The organism is Mesorhizobium sp. B2-4-18 (genome assembly GCF_006441385.1).
Taxonomy (GTDB): domain Bacteria; phylum Pseudomonadota; class Alphaproteobacteria; order Rhizobiales; family Rhizobiaceae; genus Mesorhizobium; species Mesorhizobium australicum.
In genome coordinates, this window is sequence record NZ_VFUW01000004.1 from 366,457 (window position 1) to 386,268 (window position 19,812).

Here is a 19,812-nt window from a genome sequence, read left to right on the forward strand (position 1 = left end):
ATCAACGAACCGCCACGCAGTCTTGGGCGGTACGGACCGGGACGGGGATCGAGGGAGAGACGATCATGAGGTTTCTTGCGGCGATCTTTTCACGGCAGGTTTTTGCCGTCCTTTTCCTGTCGGCAATTCTTGCCGCCTGCACGGTCGTCGTCGATGACGGACCTGGGCCGCGACCGCGTCCGCCGCGCCCTGAACCGCAATTCTGCACCAAGCAATACGAGCCGGTCTGCGCCCGGCGCGGCGGAGATCGCCAGACCTTCGCCAATGCCTGTCTGGCCGATCGGGCGGGTTATCGCATCGTGCGTGACGGCGCCTGTCACGGCGGTGATGGCGGTGGCGGCGGTGGCGAGCAGACGTTCTGCACCCGCGAATATGCTCCGGTGTGCGCCCGCCGGCATGGAGAGATGCGCACCTTCCCCAACGCCTGCGAGGCGCGGGCCTCGGACTACCGCATCGTCGGCGAGGGGCCGTGCTGAGATTCTGCCGTCTCCCGCATGAGGGGGAGGCCATTATTTGTCCACGCCAACATAAGCTTTGCTCTTGAGCAGGCCGGCCAGATGAGCAGCGTTTGAGGCCGCCATTTCGATGGCTTCGGTAACCTTGGCGGGGGTTTTCGGCAGGTCGACGTAATTGACGTCATGCATGGCTTCACCGACCCAGTAGACGCCGCCATTGGCGGGAATGGTGAAGCCGACATCGTTCAGCGCCTGGAAGCACTCCGCATGGCAATGATGCGCGCCGTCCTCGTTGCCGACGATCGCCACCAGGGCCACCTTGCCGGCGGCCGGCATGCGGCCCTTGTCGTCGGTCTCCTCGAGAAAGGCGTCCATCCGCTCCATGACGCGCTTGGCGACGCTCGATGGCTGGCCCAACCAGATCGGCAAGCCGAGAATAAAGATATCGGCGGCCAGGATCTTTTCGCGCAGGCCAGGCCAGTCGTCGCCCCTGCCCATGTCGGAGAGCACGCCAGGCTTGATGTCATGATCAAGCGTGCGCACGACCTCGCCTTCCACGCCATGCGGTTTGAGCGCCGCGAGCAGATCGGCGATGATCTTGTCGGTGGACGATTTTTCCTTGTCGCTGGATGCTTTCAGCGAACAGTTGAGGGCAAAGGCGGTGAGGGACATCGCAAAACTCCTGCATCTGGTGTGCAGGCTCAACGCCGCGAGGCGTTTGCGGTTGCGCGGTGTGTCGGCTGGCCTCCGCTCAGCTGGCCGGATTGTCGGCCAGTTCGAGATTGTCTTCCGTGGTGACCCGTTCGTGGGTCTCCTGGTCGCTGCGGATGCGGTATTGCGGGGAACCGTCCTTGACCGGCAGCCTGCTCTTGATCTCGAACAGTTCCGCGGCCTTGTTGACCAAGCCGGTCCGGCTTTTCATCCGCACGGTCTGGCCGATGGCGAAGAGATGCGAGGGGGTGTCGGTGCGCGGTCGCGCATTCTGTTGAAAACGGATCATGCTGCATTCTCCCGGTCGCGCACCAGCGCGGTTTCGAGGTCCAGGTGGTCGATGGCGACGAGCTGGCTGGTGAGCGGGTTGTTCACCGCCTTTGCCGGCAGATGGATGAAGGTGGCGACGCGGCGCCAGGCAAGCCGCGACATGCCCTCGATCAACTCCTCGTCGTGATCGATGTCGTAGTCGCCGGCCGGCAGTTGTCCTTCCAGGCCACCGAGCATGAATGGCGCGGTGAAATGGGCGATGGAACGGGTGGTGCGGTCGGGCATTATCCTGGCCTTTTGGGATGAGATTGGCGGGTCGAGAACCTCTGACGCCGCGAGATGCCAATTCTGGCCCAAACCATATGTGATATATAGCCCAAATCGGCGCTCTATTCAAGAATAATAACGGAATTCCTTGCTTCGATTTGAAAAATAGACGGATATAAATTTTGGAATAAATCTGCTATGTCTGCGGATATCTTCGAAAATTTCTTCGGGATGTGCCGAGTTTTCCTCGACGCTTATGTTTTTATTTTTTTCAAAAGGGATAAAGCCATGGATTCAATCAGAACTTCGAAAGGGAAGAGCATGGCGATCAATCCGATCGTCAGGCCAATCGCCACGTACCCCATTGGCGCTGCCGGAAAGCCGATGGCCGTCCAGTCGGCGCGGCTGACCATCAGAAGCGACGAGGCGGCAAGGCGAACGATCTCCGATACCGATGGGACTGTGAGGCGGGCCAGGCAGGTCGCAGAGACCAATCGCCTGATTTGATCGCTTTCGCCGCGACGTGAGGCGCAGAATCAAGCAAAGCCTTGAACCTGTAACGCCGATGGCCTAGATCGCGGCAGGCGCACGAACACGGTAGGTGTCCCATCAACAGAGATCAGAGAAGAGCGGCGGGTGCGGGAACCAGGCCTGGCGCGGCCAAGTCTGGAGGGGGAGGACAGCCGCCGCTAGGTCTCGACCAGTATGTGCAGCAGGCACTGCAACTGCACCAGGCCGGGCGCCGGCAGGAAGCCGAGGCGATCTACCGCCAGGTGCTGACGCGTCAGCCCAAACACCCGGCCGCTGCGCATTTCCTGGGTTTGCTGCTGCACCAGACGGGGCGCAGCGAAGAAGGCATGGATTTCCTCGAACAGTCGGTTCAGCTGCAGCCGACCAATCCCGACTTCCTCAACAATCTCGGCACGGTGATGCGCGATCTGGGGCGTGTCGCGGCGGCGATCGATTTCTTCCGCGGCGCGGTGGACCTGCGGCCGGAGCAGCTCGCGGCGCGCGACAATCTCGGCTCGTCGCTGAAGCAGATCGGCCGGTTCGACGAGGCCGAGGACATCTATCGCGGCACGGTGCAGCGCAATCCATTCCACGTGCGCGCCCGTATCGGGCTTGCCGAAACCCTGCAGGAAGCCGGACGCCTCGACGAGGCGCTGGCTGTCTTCCAGGAGGCACTGACCATCCGGCCTAGGGATGCCGACCTGCTGCACGGACTGGGTGTCGGGCTGATGGAAAAGGGCAAGCTCGACGAGGCGACCGGCCTGTTCCGGCAGGCGTTGGCGATCCAGCCCGGCATGGCCCGCGCGTGGCTGATGCTGATGCAGGTCAAGCGCCAGAAGGAGCGCGATGCCGAAATGGCTGGCATGGAGGCGCAGCACGCCAAGGCGCCTCAGGACAGCCTGGCACGCATGCAGCTGTCGTTTGGCCTCGGCAAGGCCAATGACGATCTCAAGGATTATGGCAGGGCCTTCGACTATTTCGCCGAGGGCAATGCCATCCGCCGCAAGGGCATCGACTACGACCCGGTGAAGACGCGTGCCGAATTCGAGGCAATGAAGACGGTGTTCGATGCCGGCTTCTTCGAAAAGTACAGACCGAGCCCGATTGCCGACGACGCGCCGATCTTCGTCGTCGGCATGCCGCGTTCGGGTACGACGCTGGTCGAACAGATCATCGCCAGTCACCCCCAGGTCTATGGCGCGGGCGAGCTCAGCATCCTGAAGACGGCGGTCGGCAAGCAGTTCCCGTCGAACATGCCAGGCGGCTTCCCCTGGGGCGTGGCCGACACGGACGATAGGGATTTCGCCGAGGCGGGGCAGGCCTATCTGGACATGCTGCATGCCCGATATCCGCATATGCGCCACGTCACCGACAAGATGCCGGGCAACTTCCTGCTTGTCGGCTTCATCCACATGATGCTGCCGAAGGCCAGGATCATCCATTGCGCCCGCGATGCGGCGGCGACATGCCTGTCGATCTACAAGGTGCATTTCCGCGGCGACAGCCACCGCTATGGCTATGACCTCGGTGAGCTCGCCGATTTCCACAATCTCTACACCGACATCATGGCGCATTGGCACAAGGTGCTGCCCGGCGTCGTGCACGATGTGCGCTACGAGGATTTCGTCGCCGACCAGGATGGGCAGAGCCGGGCGCTGATCGACTATCTCGGCCTGCCATGGGACGATGCCGTGCTGTCGTTCCACGAGACCGACAGGCCGGTGCGCACGGCGTCGGCCGCGCAGGTGCGCCAGCCCATGTACCAGGGCTCGGTCGATCTGTGGAAGCGCTATGGCGACAGGCTGAAACCACTGCTGGATAAGCTCGGATAGGCCGATAGCGCGGTAAGGCCGGCCTGCGAACGGCGGTCGAGCTGTCTCAAAGTTCCATGAAGGGCTGGAAGCCGCCGAAGATCATGCGCTTGCCGTCGAACGGCATCGTGGCCATATCGCGCTGCAGACGAGGGTCGGCCATCACCTTGGCCATCACCGCATCGCGATCCTGCCTGGATTTGTATACGGCCCAGGAGAAAACGACGATCTCATCATCCTTGGCCTGAACGGCACGCGGAAACGAGGTGATTTCGCCATAGGGCACGTCGTCGCCGATGCATTCGACATAGGCGAGCGCGCCATGTTCCATCCATATGGGGCCTGCGAGGTTGGCGAGCTTTTTATAGTCATCGAGATTTGCCTTCGGCACGGCAAGCACGAAGCCATCGACATAGGACATGGTGGTCTCCTCTTTGCTGAATTCGAACGCCGGGTCGGCGGGGATACACCCGGCGCGATTGGGCGCATCCCCTCGGCGAGGGGCGCGCTCGCTAAAGCCTATTCCGTCGGTGCGTTCATTGCCCATGCGACGCCGAAGGGATCCTTCACCTGGCCCCAGCGGTCGCCCCAGAACATCACCTGCAGCGGCGTGACGGCCTCGCAGCCGGCGTCGACGGCGCGCTTCCACCAAGCGTCGATGTCATCCTTGCCGAGATGGAGCTGCAGCGTATAGCCCTGCGCCGCCTGGTGCGGATGGCCGTGTTCCGGATAGGCGTCGCCCAGCATCAGTGTCGAGCCGTTGATATAGAGATGGATATGCATGGTGCGGCCTTTTTCGTCCGCCGGGTAGGCAAAGACTTCCTCGGCCCCGAAAGCCTTCTTGTAGAACTCGGCCGCCTTGATGGCACCGTCGACCTGAATATAGGGGGTCAATCCGCCAAGCACTTTTGGCCGGGGTGGGGTCTGGTCGGTCATTGCATGTTCCTCTTCACGTTGGTTTGGCCTTGCGGACCATAGGACGGATGAGATGACGGCAATCCTACAGGACGCCGAAAATTTTTGGCCGGGGACAACCGATGGGTTGGGAAGGCGTGCAACGAACTTGCGTCGGCGGCTTCCAATCAGAGCGCAATTCTCTCGGCTCCCAAGCTAAAAGAGTTGGATTGCGCGCCGCCTACTCAGCCCGGAGACGACAATGATCCTCTATTATCAGACCCACTCACCTTTCGCGCGCAAGGCGCTGGTCTTCGCGCATGAGGCAGGCGTCGCCGATCAGCTCCAGGTCATTCATCACGAAACCAGCCCGACCTTGCACAACGCCAGTGTCCACGCCGAAAACCCGCTAGGCCAAGTGCCGGTGCTGCTGCGTCCGGGTGCGCCGGCGATCTTCGATTCCGACGTCATCTGCGCCTATCTCGATACGCTGCATGATGACCGGAAGTTGCTGCCGCAGGTCGGCGAGGCACGCTGGCAGGCGTTGCGGCTGCAATCGGCCGCCCAAGGCCTTGCGCAGACGGGCATCGCCTTGCGCTGGGAGACGGAAAGGAGACCCGAACAGCTGCGCTATGATGCTCTTGCCGAAGGATATCGGCAGAAGATCGAGGCGACCTACGACTGGGCCGAGGGCGCCCTTGACGACGAGGCGCCGCTCCATGTTGGACATATTGCGCTAGCCACCACGCTGTCCTGGATGGCGTTCCGTCATCTTCCGTCGTTTGGTTCGCGGGCGCGGCTGACGCGCTGGTTCGAGGCTTTCGAAAGGCGTGCGTCGATGCGTGCGACGCCGCTTTCGGGCGATACACATGATTGATTCGCGCTCGCCTGAGAGGCGGCGAGCGTCAACGGTTGTTCCGCGTGTCGAGGATTTCCGGAAAGCCGATATCCTTGCGCAGCGCGGCAGGCAGCGACAGCAGGATGCGTTCGCTGCGGTGACGGGCGCGCGCCGCGGCATACCGGGTTGCGATGCGGCCGATGGATGACAGGACGGACATGACGAATTCTCCCTGGTTTGGCGCCGGCATCATCGTGTCGGCATCCCAAGGACGGGGCCGCAATGGGCGATCCGACAGATTGCCCGGAAAATTTTTTGTCAGCATTTACATCTCGTTCAGGCGTCGCCGAGGAGAGCCTATGCGACCTTGAGCGTGGGAATAGCCGAAACATCGACCTCACGCTCGGCGTGCCAGGCATCGAAAGCCGCCTGCATCCGAAGCCAGATCGCGGCGCCGTCGCCGAACAGCTTCCCAAGGCGAGCGGCCACCGCCGGCGAAACCGGCTTCCTTTCGCGGATAATGTCATAGAGCTGCTGCCGGGATATCCCGAGCAGATTTGCAATTTCCACCTTGGTCTTTCCAGTTGCCGGGATAATGTCCTCAAGCAGCGCTCCCGGGTGGGAGGGGCAACGCTCGATCGGACGCGTCGGCTCGTGCACGGTCATACGTCGAACTTCTCCAATCTGGCCGCCTCAGTGATATTGCTCGAAATCGACGCGGGCGGCGTCGTTACCGTCGAATTCAAATTTAATGCACCACGGACCATTGACGTGGACCGTGTAGCGGATGGGATCGAGGCCTTTCAGCGAATGGAAGTCGAAGCCGGGAAGGTTCATCTCCTCCGGCTTTTCCGATGCTTCCAGGCGGTCAAGCCGAACAAGGATGCGCTTGTGCATCTTGGCATCGATCTTGCCGGTTTTTCCGGTTTGAAAAAGGTCGGACAGCGCCTTGTTCTTGAACGATTTGATCATGACATATGTAAACAGATCGCTTACACAAATCAAGAACCTGTAAGCAAATAATTTACAGGCATGCCGATCTCCCGCCGCTCAGCCGGTTCCCTCAGCCACCTCGCGGAAGAAGCTCTCCGGATCCTCGACTTCGGTCAGCTTCCGCTTCTCGATCAGCCAGAAGCGGTTGCCGATGGCGCGGATGAAGGAGCGGTCGTGCGAGGCGAGCAGACAGCTTGCCTGGTGCTTCAGCAACTCCTCCTCCAGCGCTTCCTGGCCGTCTATGTCGAGATGGTTGGTGGGCTCGTCGAGCAGATAGAAATTGGGATTGGCGAGCCTGAGCGCCAGCATCATCAGCCGTGCCTTCTGGCCGCCCGACAGAACACCGATCTTTTTCTCCTGCATCTCGATGACCACGCCGGCGCCGGCAAGCAGCGAGCGGGCGCGCTGTTCGCCGACATCGTAACGGCGCGAGACCATCGCCAGCGGCGTGTCGTCGCCGCTGATGCCCGACAGCGCCTGGTCGCTGTAGCCGAGCACGGTGGACGGCGTCACCTTCACATTCCGCACCGTGTCCGCCTCGAGGATGGCGTTGCGGATCATGGTGACGAAGCGCGACTTGCCGACGCCGTTGCGGCCGAGCAGCACGATCCGGTCGCCCTGGCAGATGTGGCGCTTGCCGGTCCTGAACAGCAGCGTGCCGTCGGGCGTTTCGACCGCCGCGTCGTCAAGCGTGATCAGCACCTTGGCGTGGGTACCGCGATTGGCGAGTTTAATCGCGCCCGCCGATTTCTCGCGATGCGCCGGATTGGCGGCCTCTTCCAATTTTTCCGCGCGCTGGTTGAGTTGCTTGGTCTTGACCGTCAGCAGGTCGCTGCCGGAATTGATGCCGATATTGTTGAGCTTGGCCGCCTGCCGGCGCAATTGCTGCGCCACCTTCATGTCGCGCTGGAACTTTCGTTCGTTCGACGCGTCAACCTCGTCCAGCGCCTCCCTGGCGCGGGAATAGGGGAGGGAGAACACCGGCGACTGTTCCGGGCGCAGGAACAGCGTCCGGTTGGTGGTGGCGTCTAGGAAGGCGCGGTCATGGCTGGCGATGATGACGGGCACCTCGCGCGGCAGCGCGTTGAGCCAGGTTTCCAATTGGCTGATGCGCGCAAGGTCGAGATGGTTGGTCGGCTCGTCGAGCAAAAGCATGTCGGGATCGGTGACCCAGACGCGGGCGATCAGCGCCAGCCGCTGCCAGCCGCCGCTCAGTGCCTGCATTTCTCGCCCGCGCATCGGCTCGGGCACGTCAAGCGAATCGAGAACGACATCGACACGCCACATCTCGCTGTCGGCCTGTTCGGGCGGTAGCGCGTCAGCCACAACCTCGTAGAAAGTGCGGCCAAGCAGGGCAGAGGCAATAGACTGCTCGACATGGCCGACACGCAGACCGCGCGTGCGGGTGATGTCGCCTGTCGTCGGCTCCAGTTCGCCGGTCAGGCATTTGAGCAAGGTCGACTTGCCGCGGCCGTTGGCGGCGACGATGCCGAGCCGGTCGCCGTTGCCGATGCTGAGGTCGAGATTGGAAAAGAGCGGCGCACTCATGGTGACGCCGAGGGATTTGAGGCTGATGAGGGCCATTTTGATTTCTCTGGTCTTGCCGGAATGCCGGCTCATGCACTTTGACGGTGCGCGTGCCGGCCATCAGGCCAGGCGTTGCACACCACGAAGGGCTGACCAAAAAATCGAAGCGGGAGAAAACCCGGACCGTCCCTGGTCAGCCCTGCAAGCTGGCTCGCAGGGCGCAAATCGGGCCACGCTGACGATGGTGACGATAGAACGTAAACACGTGAGCCCTCCTTTCGAGACGTTCGAGTGTGACGACTGGCTACACCAAAGGCGAGGCTGATGGCAAGGCCGCCGCTTTCAAGCGGCGCGGGAAGGGGTCCAGCACCAGTATGCAGCCGCCGATGATTGCCACCGCGCCGAAGCCCTGGATCAGGGTCAGCGACTCGCCGAGCACAATCGTTCCGGCCAGCACCGCGATCGTGGTGACGGCGAATTCGACGCTGATGGTCCTGGTCGCTCCGATGCTGGCCACCAGCCGGAAATACACGACATAGGTCAATGCGCTCATCACGCAGGCCAGTATGGCCAGGTAGAGGAAGTCGACAGGGCGCGGCATGGCCGGCACCGGCACGGCGAGCAGCAGCGGCAGCGTCATCAGGCCGCCGAACAGGAAGGCGGCGCTGGTGAGTTCCAGCGAGCCGGCCGAGCGCAAATGGCGAATGGCGTAGTTGCTGCCGAATGCCGCCGAGAAGGAACTGAACAGCGAGGCGGCACAGCCGATCGGGAAACCGACCAGGACGATGATGCCGGCAGCGCCGAGCAGCAGTCCAGCCAGGCCGCGAACAGCGATGCGCTCAAGCCCCCAGAGCTGGCCGATGATCATCGAGAACAGCGGGATGGCGGCAACCAGGATGGCCGCCATCGCCGTGCCTATGCGCGGCGTGGCATAGGACAGGCCGATCAGCTGCGCCGCCACCGTCGTCGCGCCGACCATGGCGAAATGCCGCCAGCCGGCGCTGAAATCCAGCCGTCGCCGCGTCGCGGCGGCAAGCAGAAAGAGCGTGATGCCGGCGATCAGCGCGCGCAAGGTGACCGCGCCGACCCAGCCAAAGGCATGCACCACCTTGAGCAGCACCAGGAACGACAGTCCCCAGGTGACAGCCAGGAAGACGTAGGCGGCGATATCTCTGGGTTTCATGGGGGAGTTGGCTGATGGTTTTCGGAGCGGAAGAGCAGAATTGAAAGGCCCGTATAGGTTCGTCCCACCACTGGCAAGGTGGCAGGAAAAGCTGATCTATGTTGGAGGGACAGCGGGGGCGCGAAGAATTGCTACCGTCCGGGCCTGCCTGTCTTGCCCGGCCGGCGCTTTTCGCGGCGGGCGTCGCCTTGGTCCTCGTAGGAGCCGATGCCGGAGCGTTGACGGACGATAGGCTTGTCGGCATCGCCGCGATCCTTCGCGCCCCTCTCTGTCCTGCCGGACATCTCCTCCACGGGGGAGATTGGCTGTGGCTTCGCCGGCACTTTTCCTTCTACCGGTTTTTCGGTGCGGCGCACCGTCATCTCATCGAGCGAGTTCTTCTTGAACAGCGGCTTGGTCGCATCGCCGGGGATGCCGAAGTCGGAGCCATGCGCTTCTTCCGCCGACTGCTTCTTGAACAGCGACCGCGACACCGCGCCTGACGGCGTCGGCATGTCGGTGCCAGGCCCCATGTCGTCCAGTGACGGCTTGGCGAACAGTGGCTTCTTCACCGGCACGGCGCCGTCGGCGCCCATCTCGTCGAGATCGGGCTTGCGGAAGAGGTTGGGCCTGGCGGCCTTGGCTGCCTCTTCGGCGGCGCGTGCCTGATCGAGCTTGCGGAACCGTTCCTGTTCCTCCAATGTCCGATGCTTGGCCACGCCCTTGTTGTGCTTCCCCTTTTCGCGGCCAGAGGCCGGACTTTGGCCTTCCACCTCGCGCGCCAGCGGATCGTCGGAGATCGACAATTCCATCTCGTGCAGCCGCTTGATCTCGTCGCGGATGCGGGCCGCCTTCTCGAAGTCGAGATTGGCGGCGGCGTCGCGCATCTGCTTGTCCAGCGCGTCGAGATGGGCCTTGAAATTGTTGCCCATCATGGCGCCGGCGCTATCGGTGAATTGCGAGATGTCGGCGCGGACATGGTCCTTCTCGTAGACCGAATCGAGAATATCGGAGATGCGCGACTTGACCGATTCCGGCGTGATGCCGTTAGCGGCGTTCCACTCCATCTGCTTCTCGCGGCGGCGGTTGGTCTCGGCCATCGCCCGCTCCATCGAACCGGTGACCTGGTCCGCGTAGAGGATGACCTTGCCGTCGACATTGCGGGCGGCACGGCCGATGGTCTGGATCAGCGAGGTTTCCGAACGCAGGAAACCTTCCTTGTCGGCGTCGAGAATGGCGACGAAGCCGCATTCGGGAATATCGAGGCCTTCGCGCAAAAGGTTGATGCCGACCAGCACGTCGAAGGCGCCGAGGCGCAGGTCGCGCAGGATCTCGATGCGCTCAAGCGTGTCGATGTCGGAGTGCATGTAACGCACGCGCACGCCCTGCTCGTGCAGGTATTCGGTCAGGTCCTCGGCCATGCGCTTGGTCAGCACCGTCACCAGCGTGCGGTATCCCGCCTTGGTGGTGTCGCGGATCTCACCGACGACGTCGTCGACCTGGCTCTTGGCCGGGCGCACCTCGACCGGCGGATCGATAAGGCCGGTCGGGCGGATGACCTGCTCGGCGAAGACGCCGCCGGCCTGTTCCATCTCCCAGCCGCCCGGTGTCGCCGAAACGGCAACCGAGAGCGGCCGCATTGCGTCCCATTCCTCGAAGCGCAGCGGCCGGTTGTCCATGCAGGAGGGCAGGCGGAAGCCATATTCGGCCAGCGTCGCCTTGCGCCTGAAGTCGCCGCGATACATGCCGCCGATCTGCGGCACGGTGACGTGGCTCTCGTCGATGAAAACCAGCGCATTGTCTGGAATGTACTCGAACAGCGTTGGCGGCGGATCGCCAGGCTGGCGGCCGGTGAGGTAACGCGAATAGTTCTCGATGCCGGCGCAGGAGCCGGTGGCTTCCAGCATTTCAAGGTCGAAGCGGCAGCGCTGCTCCAGCCGCTGCGCCTCGAGCAGGCGGCCAGCGCGCTCGAGTTCCACCAGCCGGTGCTTGAGCTCTTCCTTGATCGACTTGATCGCCTGGTTGAGTGTCGGGCGCGGCGTCACATAGTGCGAGTTGGCGTAGATCTTGACGCTCTTCAACTCGCCGGTCTTCTGGCCGGTCAGCGGGTCGAACTCGGTGATCGCCTCGATCTCGTCACCGAACATCGAGATGCGCCAGGCGCGGTCCTCAAGGTGGGCCGGGAAGATCTCGATCGTGTCGCCGCGCACGCGGAACGAGCCGCGCACGAAATTGATGTCCTGGCGCTTGTACTGCTGGGCAACGAGGTCGGCGAGCAGAGCGCGCTGGTCGAGCCGGTCGCCGATCTGCATCTGGAAGGTCATCGCCGTGTAGGTCTCGACCGAACCGATACCGTAGATGCAGGATACGGAGGCGACGATGATGACGTCGTCGCGCTCGAGCAGCGAACGCGTCGCGGAATGGCGCATGCGGTCGATCTGCTCGTTGATCGAGGATTCCTTCTCGATGAAGGTGTCGGTGCGCGGAACATAGGCTTCCGGCTGGTAATAATCGTAATAGGAGACGAAATACTCCACCGCATTGTCGGGGAAGAATTTCTTGAACTCGGAATAGAGCTGCGCGGCCAGAGTCTTGTTGGGCGCCAGGATCAGAGCGGGGCGCTGCGTCTCCTCGATCACCTTGGCCATGGTGAAGGTTTTTCCGGAGCCGGTGACGCCGAGCAGCACCTGGGTGCGGTCGTTGTTGTCGACGCCCTCGACCAGATCCTTGATGGCGGTCGGCTGGTCGCCGGCGGGCTCGAAATCCGACACCATCTTGATGGCGATGCCGCCTTCGGATTTTTCCGGCCGGGCAGGGCGGTGCGGCGTCCACAGCACGCCGTCCTTGTGTAGCGGATTGCCGGATTCGATCAGCGCCGAGAGCGCGGCCACCGTGGCGGTGACGCCACTGGACGACATCGTCTCGGCTTCTTCCAGCGAGATGTCGAGCCCGGCGACCGGATTGAGGCCGGCCGCCGTGCGTTCGCGGGCCGACGCGGCGCCGCCCATCGAGGTGCCGCGCGCGGTGCGGCCCGGCGCGGCGGAGCGCTCGGGTATTTTCTTCGGCGACTTGGCGCCGCCGCCTTTGCCCGCGGCGCGTCCTTCCCGTTCAGCCTCCTGCTCGATCTGCTCGGCCCAATCGGCGATCGAGCCGGTCAGCGGCGTGCCCGACAATTCGGCCTGCGGCATCTCGGCGAAGCCGCCCTTGTGCAGCGGTTCCGAGGCGTCGAGGAAATCGGTCAGCGGGCTGCGCCGCTTCGGCGCGGCGCGGTCCTCATTCGCCGTCGGCGGCGTTCTTTTATCGGGGGATTTGGCCATGTCCCGAATATGGGATTTCTCGGCCAAAATGGAAAGAGCGCGATGAGGACGGGCCGGCGGTCGCGTCAGGCTCCTGACAGAAGGCTGTCAGGAGGTGGCGGACGGTTTCGCCTTATCTCAAGCGCCGCTTCCGTTCGACGCGACCCGGGTCGCCGATCCGTTCAGGCGATCCACCACGACGAGGCGGGTGACCTTGCCCTTCTTGAAGGCGGCGAGGAAGCGGGAATAGTCCCTGAAGACGACGCAGCCATTGGATTCGGCGCGACCGCCCCGCAGCATGTAGGTATGCGCGAGCAGGCCGTTGCGGTTGTATTTGTTGCCGCCGCTCGTCGGGGTCAGGCGGATCGCCTCGACGCCGTGGAAGCGGGATTCGCGCAGCGACAGATTGTAGGTGTTGGGCGGCGTCGGGCCACGATCCTTGACGTGGACATAGCGCGGCTGGTCGACCATTGCGCCGAGGCCGGAATGCGCCTCGAGCCGCTGGCCGTCGGGCATGTAGACGGTCTTGGCGCTGATGTCATAGACGGCGACGCCATGGCCGGCGCCGCTTCCGGCGCTCGGGCCGTTGAACAGGTTCCTGAACGCCTGGCCGAGGCCGCCCGAAGGCGTGTCCGGCTTGGCATAGGCCAGCACGTCGCCACCATCACGGGTCCGGCCTTGCCGGGCCGGCTGCCTGGCTTGCTGGACGGGCTTCGGCTGGGGCGCCGGCTTCTGCTCCAAGGTTCTGGGCTGTGCGGCCGGCTTGTCCTCTTCCACGATCCGGGGTGGCCGCGGCGCGTCATATTGCGGGCGGCGGGTCGGCAGCGGCACGTCGTCGGTGAGCGCATCCGGCAGCGAAGCGGCGTCGCCCGGCTGTTCCTGCTGGGTCTCGACAGGCGCCACCGCGACATCGGCGGAGGATTCGGTCATCGGCAGCGGCGAGGCGAAAGCTTCGTCCTCGACCGGCATCGACTCGACGAGGGCAAGCGCCAGCTGCGCGTTGTCGGGCGTTTCCGACTGGGCAAAGCCCATCGGCGCCGGCGCGGTCTGCACGACGGAACCCGTTTCGGCGCGGGCGAAGCGTTCCGCCGCCGGAGCCGGCATGTCGTTGGACAGGCTGGCCATGACCTGGACGGACGGCACGAGGGACGCCTCGGTGATCCGTGGAGTGGCGCTGGAAATCACTGGATGGGTGCTGGCCGCGGTCGCAGGCTTTCCCGCGCCGGCGAAGGCAGCGGCAAGCTTTGTCGGCGACAGCGACGCTTCCATCAGTTCGAAGCGCTGCTGCGATTTCGACTTCGCCGGCGTTGGCTTGGCCTGCGCCACCAGACGCCCGGATTTCTCCGCCTTGGAGGTTATCGCGGCCAGCTTGAAGCAACTGGCACCGCACTGTACGGCATGGTCGTGCAGCGCCTGCGCGCCGCCATGCGCATTGGCCGTCATGAAGGGCGCCGAAGAGCTGAGGAAATGCTGCTTCAGCGGATCGGCGAGAGCGAGCGTGCCCGGCATGGACAGCGTCTGCGGCAGGCCGACCGACGTGACCGAAAGCGAGGCACCGACAGAGCTAAGGCCGGCCATGGTGCCGATCAGCCATAGGCCGACGGCGGCGCTGACGCCCGGCACCGCAATCCAGCGGACAACCCGTTCAGGGGTGAAGGATGAGGCACGTGGCGCTTCGAAGGCGGTCTCGCCGCTGCAACGCCTGTCCCCGACAATTTTACGACTCAACAACGCCATGCAACCAATCTTGCTCCAATCGGCTCCCACGTCCGCGGCTGTGATAGCCGCGACGACCATTCTGTGAGTGATCCCAGGTGGTCCCCGACGCGTTTGCCGCGCCTGTCGTTAGTTGCCGATTGCTTCAAAATATGGACAAAGTTGGTTAACCAATCCCTCTCAAAACCAATCGAGAGACGTGGACTTTGTGCCGAAAAAGGCTCGTCCACGACCATGCACGCGGTATTGCAGCCCTTCCAAGGCTTTTTTGCTGCCTGTTTTTGCCGGGCGAGTCAAGCGAAACAGCCTTCGCTAATCCTCGCAAAAGGCGATTCGGCGCTTCCGGGACAGTGAGGCACGCCAAATGCCTGTCGGCCGGGCGCCCGCAAACATCACGGGTGCCAACAGATTTTGTTGCCGTGCTGCCACAAGTCTTCGGCCCAAAAGGGTCGGCTCTCGGGGCTCATAGCAGCGGTCGTGGTGGGCTCCTACGGCTCCAATGCCGCTGTCCAAGGGTTCCCTACTTTCGGATACGTCGGAGTTCGGCCGACGCGCAGCGTCCGCGCCGCTCAGTTGAACCACAGTGCGAACGTCAAAAACCCGCCACCTCCAAACTCGCGCTGGATCTGGTCGAAATCCTCGCTGGTCAGGATCTTGCCGCTCTCCAGATAAGGCGCGATGCCGGGACCGGTGATCGAGAGTACGAGGTCGAAGGGTTTAGGCTCGTCGAAGAAGCGCTTCATGTTGATGCCTTTGCCGGTGATGCGGAAGTGCGGCAGCAGCGCGCGGCCTTCGAGCAGGTCCTCGGCCATCGTCAGGGTCGCGAGCCAGGCCTGCACCTGCTCCTCGCCGACTTCGAGGCCGGTGAGCGGGTTCTCGCCCTTTTGCTGCGGGCCGGGCAGCCATTCGCGGTCATTGTCGGTCTCGGCGCGGATCGCCTTCCAGTCCTCGCGCGACAGCCGGATCATTTCGAGCAGCTCCTGGCGCGCCGCCTTGCGGCGTTCCGGTTCGACAACCGGCCAGTTGACGAGATGCACCATCGAGATGAAGTCGGCGATGCGCCATTCCGAGGAGAAGATGCTCGAGCCCATCTCGCTTGGCGGCGGCACGAGGATGTCCTGCAACGGCAGCTTGGCGCGCGGAAACAGCATGTGGAACGAGCCGTCGAACGTGCCCTTGAAATCATGCGCCAGCCAGAAATCGGCCTGCGCCATCAGGAATTCGGCATAGCCTTGCAGCCAATAGCCGTCGGCGCGGTCGAAGCGGAAGGTGAGCGCGGGGGCTGTATCGCCCTGGGAGATGCCGCCGCGCGACAGCGCCGCCATGATCGCCGCCATGCTTTCATCCGGTGCGATGGTGCCGTCCTCGTTGAGGTCGATGCCGACATGGGTGAGGTCGATGACCATGCCGATATCGGCATCGGCCGGCACCGAACCAAGCGTGGTGGCGGACTTTGCCAGCCGGTCACGGAAGGCGACCAGTATGGCGCGGAACTCTTCGTAGGTCAGCGGCTCGGGATTGGGGTTCGCCGGTACCGGCAGCCGCATCAGCGGCAGCATGAAGGATTGCGGGCTCTCGAACCCATGGCGATGCAGGCCGCTGGCCAGCAGTTCCAGCGCGGTGAAGAACTCGCCGGCGCCGGCGGCATAGGCTGACGCTGGATCTTTCGGCGCGGCCGCTTCCAGGGTCGACAGCGCGCCGTCGCGCGCGGCCACGGTCCTTGCCTCGAACAAAGCGGTTGCTGCTTCGGGCATGGCCGCCGATGCGGACGACAGCGGCACGAGCACAATGAAAGCCGATGCCAGCAGGCTTGCTATTCGTGTCATCTTTTCCCTCCCATTTGCCGCGGCGACCATACACGGATTTGCGCCGCCGCGCCTGTCGATGCCGGCACGCTGTCCACATCGTTGCATGATTGTCGCCGGGCACGCTTCAACCGGTCCGGCGGACGGTCTACAGAAGGCCAACGATGAGGCGTGCCGTGTCGAACTATCCGCTCTCCTACAAACTGTCCTGGCTGCCGCGTTTCCTGAAACCGTCGCTCGGCGGTGGCGCCACCGGATTTGCGCCGGCATCGGGGACGCTGATGGACCCGCCACCGAGACAGACGGTGCGGCTGGCCTTCATCGGCGACATCTCGGCGGTAGCCAACCGGAGCGCGCCGGACTGCGATCCGGCGATCAAGGCGCTGCTGGGCACGGCCGACCTGGTGATCGGCAATTGCGAAAGCCCTGTCGTCGACAGGCCGAGCGCCGTGCTGGGGACAAAGCTCGGTACGCATCATGCGATGAGCGAACGCTTTCTGGCCGAGGCACTCGCGGCGGTTGGCATCAGGCGCGAAAAACTGGTCCTGTCGCTGGCCAACAATCATATGTTCGACCAGGGCGTCGCCGGTTTCGACGCGACGGTCGCGGCGTTGAAGCGGCTCGGTGTCGGCATCATCGGCCTCGCCGCCAAGGGTCCGGTCGAACGCTTCGCTGCCGGGCCGCTCGCTCTCGGCTTCGCCGCTTTCACGCTCTGGCGCAACGCCGATGAGAGACTGTTTGCCGACCGCGTCTCGATGGAAGGCGATCCGGCGCGCTGGCCGCGCGAGGCGAGTGCTGGGGTCGATCTCCTCTGTGCCGTGCCGCACTGGGATTGGGAGTTCCGGCATTTTCCGCGCGCCGCAACCCGGGCACTGGCGCGGAGGCTGTCCGGACAGGGCGTCGGTCTGATCGCCGGCCATCACGCGCATGTCGTTCAGCCGGTGGAGCGGATCGGCGGGACGGTGATTGCCTATGGACTCGGGGATTTCCTCGGCACCGCTTTTGCCCGCCAGCCGTGGCCGGGGCGGATTGGTGGGATTTTCATCGTGGACGTCAGCGCCGATGCGGAGACGCGCGGGACTGTCGCGTCCTACTGGTTTCATCCCTTTGTGCGCTTGCGTGCGGGAGACCACGAAGAGCTGCTGCCGGTCGAGGCATTGGGCGAGCCCATGCGGCAAAAAATCGAGGGCCGGCTGGACGCGATCTTTCCTGCTTCCCTTGTGGACGCGTCGCCCTGACCGCGTGACAGGTCCACGACAGGAGAGGGGTAAGCGCTGGCGACTTTCCCGCGAAAATGGCTATCATGCGGCAACACTGGCGGCGGGGATTGGCGATGGAGACAGCGGATTTCATGCCGGGCGCGGCTGCTATCGCAGCCATTAAGAAAGACATCGAGGTCTACGAAGCGAAAAGGGCCTCGGTGGCACGCGCGGCCAAGTGGCGCGCACCGTTGTTCGTTGGCCTGGCGGTCGTCTTCGTGGCGCTCATTGCGTGGCTGTTCAACAAGGTCGCCGATCCCAACGAGCAATGGTTCTCGACGCCGCACGTATTTCTGTACGTGGTCGGCTTCGTGGTGGCGGTCGTGCTTTATTTCCGGGCGATCAGGCCGGCGGCGAGGCTGCAGCAATCGTTTCGCCAGACGCTGATGCCGATCATCTTCGGCTTCATTGGGGATATGCGCTACCAGCATGACGTGACGCCGCATTCTTTTGACCGATTGCCGCGCGAGACCGTCGGCGGTTTCACCATGAGCCGCTTCGACGATATCATCTCCGGACGCTATGACGGATTTGCGTTCGAACTGTACGAAGCCGACCTATGGGACGGGGGCGCCACCAAGAACAAGGCCACCACATTCAAGGGCGTCGTCGTCGCCTTCGAAACCATCGAGCCGTTTCCAGGAATACTGGTCGCGGCGCGACGCGCCAGTGGCGTAATCGGCTTTTTCCGCGGCATGTTCGCGCCCAGGATGCAGGAACTGCCGTCCGGCGTGCCGGAGCTCGACGCCGCCTACGAGTTCCGCACCAACAATGTCGAGGCGGCGCGGCCGCTGGTGACCGGCCGGCTGGCGCAAGCGCTGAAATGGCTCGGCGAAACCTGGCCGGACGAGCCCGCGCGCGTCGCGCTCAACGGCAGCGATGGTTTTCTGCTCCTGCCGCAACCGAAGAACTTTTTCGAGCTACCTGATATTTCGGTGCCGCTCGACTACGCCAGTCATGTCGCACCGATGATTTCGGACCTGGGTGCCATGCTGGCGACCGCGGCACTGGTGCGCAAGATCGGCGCAAGCTAGTCCGGTTGGGCAAACGATCAACAATCGTAACCGGATTTGTCGCGCAGGTAGTCCGCTTCTTCCTTCGACATCCTCTTGAACATCACACACACGGTGAAGCTCCCTACTTGCCGCCCGTCGTGTCTGTATCCCCAGTCCGAAATATCGTCCCTGGTGAATTCTATCTCCTGGCCGAGGACGACATTGCGCACAGCTGCCGGTTCGTTTGCCAATATGCCGACGAACCCCGTTTCGGTGCGCTGGAACGGGATGACCCAGAAGTGCTCGCTGATATCCCCATCCCGCACCTCGACCTTCAATTTGAACCTGTCCGTCCCCGAGGGCGGCGTTCCAGCCAGGGCCAGGAACTCATCCAGGCTGGCAAGAGCCTTTGCAGTCGCCGTCGCCATCTCGGGGTCGTCCGTAGCAAACATAAGCGCTTTGTCATCGTTAGGATTCGCGGCTTGCGCGCCGGCCGACCCCGGAGCACACGCCAATATCATCAAGGACATCATCGACCGAACTGCAAGCTTCATGGAAAGGGCCCCCTTCATGGTAACGGCGCACCATCCTGCATCCGTTCCAGATTTGCAACCGGAGCGCGAGTTTCGTCCATTTCAATTTGGCGATCTGAACTGACCATGACACAAAATGTGTATCGATAACCGCTCGGCGGTCTGTTTCGTGATGCTGATCAAGACGGATTGCGGCGGCCTCGCCGTGATCGCAACCGCTCGCCACAATCCCTCTAAACGACTCTTTTCGCGAACGGAAATGCGCTTGCCGGGGGAACTGAAGCGGCCTGAAATGATGTCGGCCGCAGACAATATGTCGGAATTAAACCTATGATATCCTTTGCGAAAATTCACCCAACGTGATTTGCCGACGATGGCTGTTTCGTTCCAGTCTCGGGCCGTTCGGTGCTGCCCTCTCCCAGCGGTACCGGAAAACCGAAACAGCACGGAGTGCTATCCATGAAGAAGACCCTCGCAACCACCGCCGCTCTGCTCGCCTTTCTCGGCACGGCCTATGCCGCGACCGTTCAGGGCACCATCCAGGCCGTCGATCCGACAACCAAGTCGGTCACCCTCGACGACGGCAAGATCTACCAGCTGTCGCCCGATGCGTCGGTCGGGAAACTGAAGGTCGGCGCCAAGGTGGCGGTGACCGTCGACGACAAGACCGGCATGGTGACGTCGATCAAGAAGGCCTCATAGAGACTGCCGACCGGACTTTGAGACCCTGCTCCAATCTGGCCGGTTCCTTGGGAACCGGCCATTTTCAT

Annotated in this window: 21 protein-coding genes; 7 read left to right on the top strand and 14 right to left on the bottom strand. The window is 63.2% G+C overall.

The features are described from left to right. The first annotated feature begins 65 nt into the window (after nucleotides 1-65). Nucleotides 66-476: a Kazal-type serine protease inhibitor domain-containing protein gene (locus FJ527_RS12460; protein ID WP_140721729.1), complete on the top strand. Its 411-nt coding sequence runs from the start codon at nucleotides 66-68 to the stop codon at nucleotides 474-476. Between the two features lie 33 nt (nucleotides 477-509). Here the strand turns inward: FJ527_RS12460 and FJ527_RS12465 are convergent, their stop codons facing one another. From FJ527_RS12465 to FJ527_RS12475, 3 genes are all read right to left on the bottom strand, one after another. Next, nucleotides 510-1,127, bottom strand: coding sequence for an NAD(P)H-dependent oxidoreductase (locus tag FJ527_RS12465; RefSeq protein ID WP_140823223.1), 618 nt, complete (start codon nucleotides 1,125-1,127; stop codon nucleotides 510-512). Between the two features lie 79 nt (nucleotides 1,128-1,206). Next, nucleotides 1,207-1,455 (bottom strand): hypothetical protein, encoded by a 249-nt coding sequence (locus FJ527_RS12470; RefSeq protein ID WP_015316110.1) that lies wholly within the window; start codon nucleotides 1,453-1,455, stop codon nucleotides 1,207-1,209. Further along, nucleotides 1,452-1,721, bottom strand: a complete 270-nt coding sequence (locus tag FJ527_RS12475) for a hypothetical protein (RefSeq protein ID WP_015316111.1) — start codon at nucleotides 1,719-1,721, stop codon at nucleotides 1,452-1,454. Before FJ527_RS12475 ends, FJ527_RS12470 begins: the two co-directional genes overlap by 4 nt. Nucleotides 1,722-1,901: 180 nt before the next feature. Here FJ527_RS12475 and FJ527_RS12480 point away from each other — a divergent pair, with 180 nt between their 5' ends. Next, nucleotides 1,902-2,210 carry a hypothetical protein gene (locus FJ527_RS12480; protein ID WP_246677709.1) on the top strand — a complete coding sequence of 103 codons (309 nt, stop codon included), beginning with the start codon at nucleotides 1,902-1,904 and terminating at the stop codon, nucleotides 2,208-2,210. 200 nt (nucleotides 2,211-2,410) lie between these two features. Then, nucleotides 2,411-4,045, top strand: a complete 1,635-nt coding sequence (locus tag FJ527_RS12485; RefSeq protein WP_140823224.1) for a sulfotransferase — start codon at nucleotides 2,411-2,413, stop codon at nucleotides 4,043-4,045. A gap of 46 nt (nucleotides 4,046-4,091) precedes the next feature. Here FJ527_RS12485 and FJ527_RS12490 read toward each other — a convergent pair whose 3' ends face one another. Beyond that, on the bottom strand, nucleotides 4,092-4,445 hold the full coding sequence (locus FJ527_RS12490) for a DUF1428 domain-containing protein (protein ID WP_140617709.1): 354 nt from the start codon (nucleotides 4,443-4,445) through the stop codon (nucleotides 4,092-4,094). 98 nt (nucleotides 4,446-4,543) lie between these two features. Continuing rightward, nucleotides 4,544-4,960, bottom strand: coding sequence for a glyoxalase/bleomycin resistance/extradiol dioxygenase family protein (locus FJ527_RS12495; RefSeq protein ID WP_140823225.1), 417 nt, complete (start codon nucleotides 4,958-4,960; stop codon nucleotides 4,544-4,546). 220 nt (nucleotides 4,961-5,180) lie between these two features. Between FJ527_RS12495 and FJ527_RS12500 the strand changes: the two genes are divergently transcribed. Further along, a complete protein-coding gene (locus FJ527_RS12500) occupies nucleotides 5,181-5,795 on the top strand; it encodes a glutathione S-transferase (RefSeq protein WP_015316116.1) in 615 nt (204 codons plus the stop codon). 28 nt (nucleotides 5,796-5,823) lie between these two features. Here FJ527_RS12500 and FJ527_RS12505 read toward each other — a convergent pair whose 3' ends face one another. From FJ527_RS12505 to FJ527_RS12540, 8 genes are all read right to left on the bottom strand, one after another. Then, nucleotides 5,824-5,976, bottom strand: coding sequence for a hypothetical protein (locus tag FJ527_RS12505; RefSeq protein WP_083883193.1), 153 nt, complete (start codon nucleotides 5,974-5,976; stop codon nucleotides 5,824-5,826). 137 nt (nucleotides 5,977-6,113) lie between these two features. Continuing rightward, complete coding sequence (locus FJ527_RS12510) at nucleotides 6,114-6,422, bottom strand: HigA family addiction module antitoxin (protein WP_015316118.1); 309 nt, start codon at nucleotides 6,420-6,422, stop codon at nucleotides 6,114-6,116. A 27-nt stretch (nucleotides 6,423-6,449) separates the two neighbouring features. Further along, entirely contained in the window at nucleotides 6,450-6,728 is a 279-nt protein-coding gene (locus FJ527_RS12515) for a type II toxin-antitoxin system RelE/ParE family toxin (RefSeq protein ID WP_140721735.1), read from the bottom strand. 78 nt (nucleotides 6,729-6,806) lie between these two features. After that, nucleotides 6,807-8,333 (bottom strand): ABC-F family ATP-binding cassette domain-containing protein, encoded by a 1,527-nt coding sequence (locus tag FJ527_RS12520; protein ID WP_140823226.1) that lies wholly within the window; start codon nucleotides 8,331-8,333, stop codon nucleotides 6,807-6,809. 247 nt (nucleotides 8,334-8,580) lie between these two features. Continuing rightward, entirely contained in the window at nucleotides 8,581-9,459 is an 879-nt protein-coding gene (locus FJ527_RS12525) for an EamA family transporter (protein WP_140823227.1), read from the bottom strand. 131 nt (nucleotides 9,460-9,590) lie between these two features. Further along, nucleotides 9,591-12,755 (bottom strand): excinuclease ABC subunit UvrB, encoded by a 3,165-nt coding sequence (gene uvrB / locus FJ527_RS12530; protein ID WP_140721741.1) that lies wholly within the window; start codon nucleotides 12,753-12,755, stop codon nucleotides 9,591-9,593. Nucleotides 12,756-12,872: 117 nt separating this feature from the next. Continuing rightward, on the bottom strand, nucleotides 12,873-14,471 hold the full coding sequence (locus tag FJ527_RS12535) for a DUF2778 domain-containing protein (RefSeq protein WP_140823228.1): 1,599 nt from the start codon (nucleotides 14,469-14,471) through the stop codon (nucleotides 12,873-12,875). Between the two features lie 548 nt (nucleotides 14,472-15,019). After that, nucleotides 15,020-16,276 carry a hypothetical protein gene (locus FJ527_RS12540; RefSeq protein ID WP_140664873.1) on the bottom strand — a complete coding sequence of 419 codons (1,257 nt, stop codon included), beginning with the start codon at nucleotides 16,274-16,276 and terminating at the stop codon, nucleotides 15,020-15,022. A gap of 143 nt (nucleotides 16,277-16,419) precedes the next feature. Here FJ527_RS12540 and FJ527_RS12545 point away from each other — a divergent pair, with 143 nt between their 5' ends. Further along, nucleotides 16,420-17,493 carry a CapA family protein gene (locus FJ527_RS12545; protein WP_181166336.1) on the top strand — a complete coding sequence of 358 codons (1,074 nt, stop codon included), beginning with the start codon at nucleotides 16,420-16,422 and terminating at the stop codon, nucleotides 17,491-17,493. A 95-nt stretch (nucleotides 17,494-17,588) separates the two neighbouring features. Then, nucleotides 17,589-18,548: a DUF3137 domain-containing protein gene (locus FJ527_RS12550; protein ID WP_140823229.1), complete on the top strand. Its 960-nt coding sequence runs from the start codon at nucleotides 17,589-17,591 to the stop codon at nucleotides 18,546-18,548. Between the two features lie 17 nt (nucleotides 18,549-18,565). On the opposite strand, the gene FJ527_RS12555 is transcribed toward FJ527_RS12550, so the two are convergent. After that, on the bottom strand, nucleotides 18,566-19,063 hold the full coding sequence (locus FJ527_RS12555) for a DUF2314 domain-containing protein (RefSeq protein ID WP_140823230.1): 498 nt from the start codon (nucleotides 19,061-19,063) through the stop codon (nucleotides 18,566-18,568). A gap of 438 nt (nucleotides 19,064-19,501) precedes the next feature. On the opposite strand from FJ527_RS12555, the gene FJ527_RS12560 reads away from it, so the two are divergent. After that, the gene (locus tag FJ527_RS12560) at nucleotides 19,502-19,744 is read left to right on the top strand and encodes a DUF1344 domain-containing protein (protein WP_015316128.1); all 243 of its coding nucleotides are present in this window, start codon (nucleotides 19,502-19,504) and stop codon (nucleotides 19,742-19,744) included. The last annotated feature ends 68 nt before the right edge of the window (nucleotides 19,745-19,812 follow it).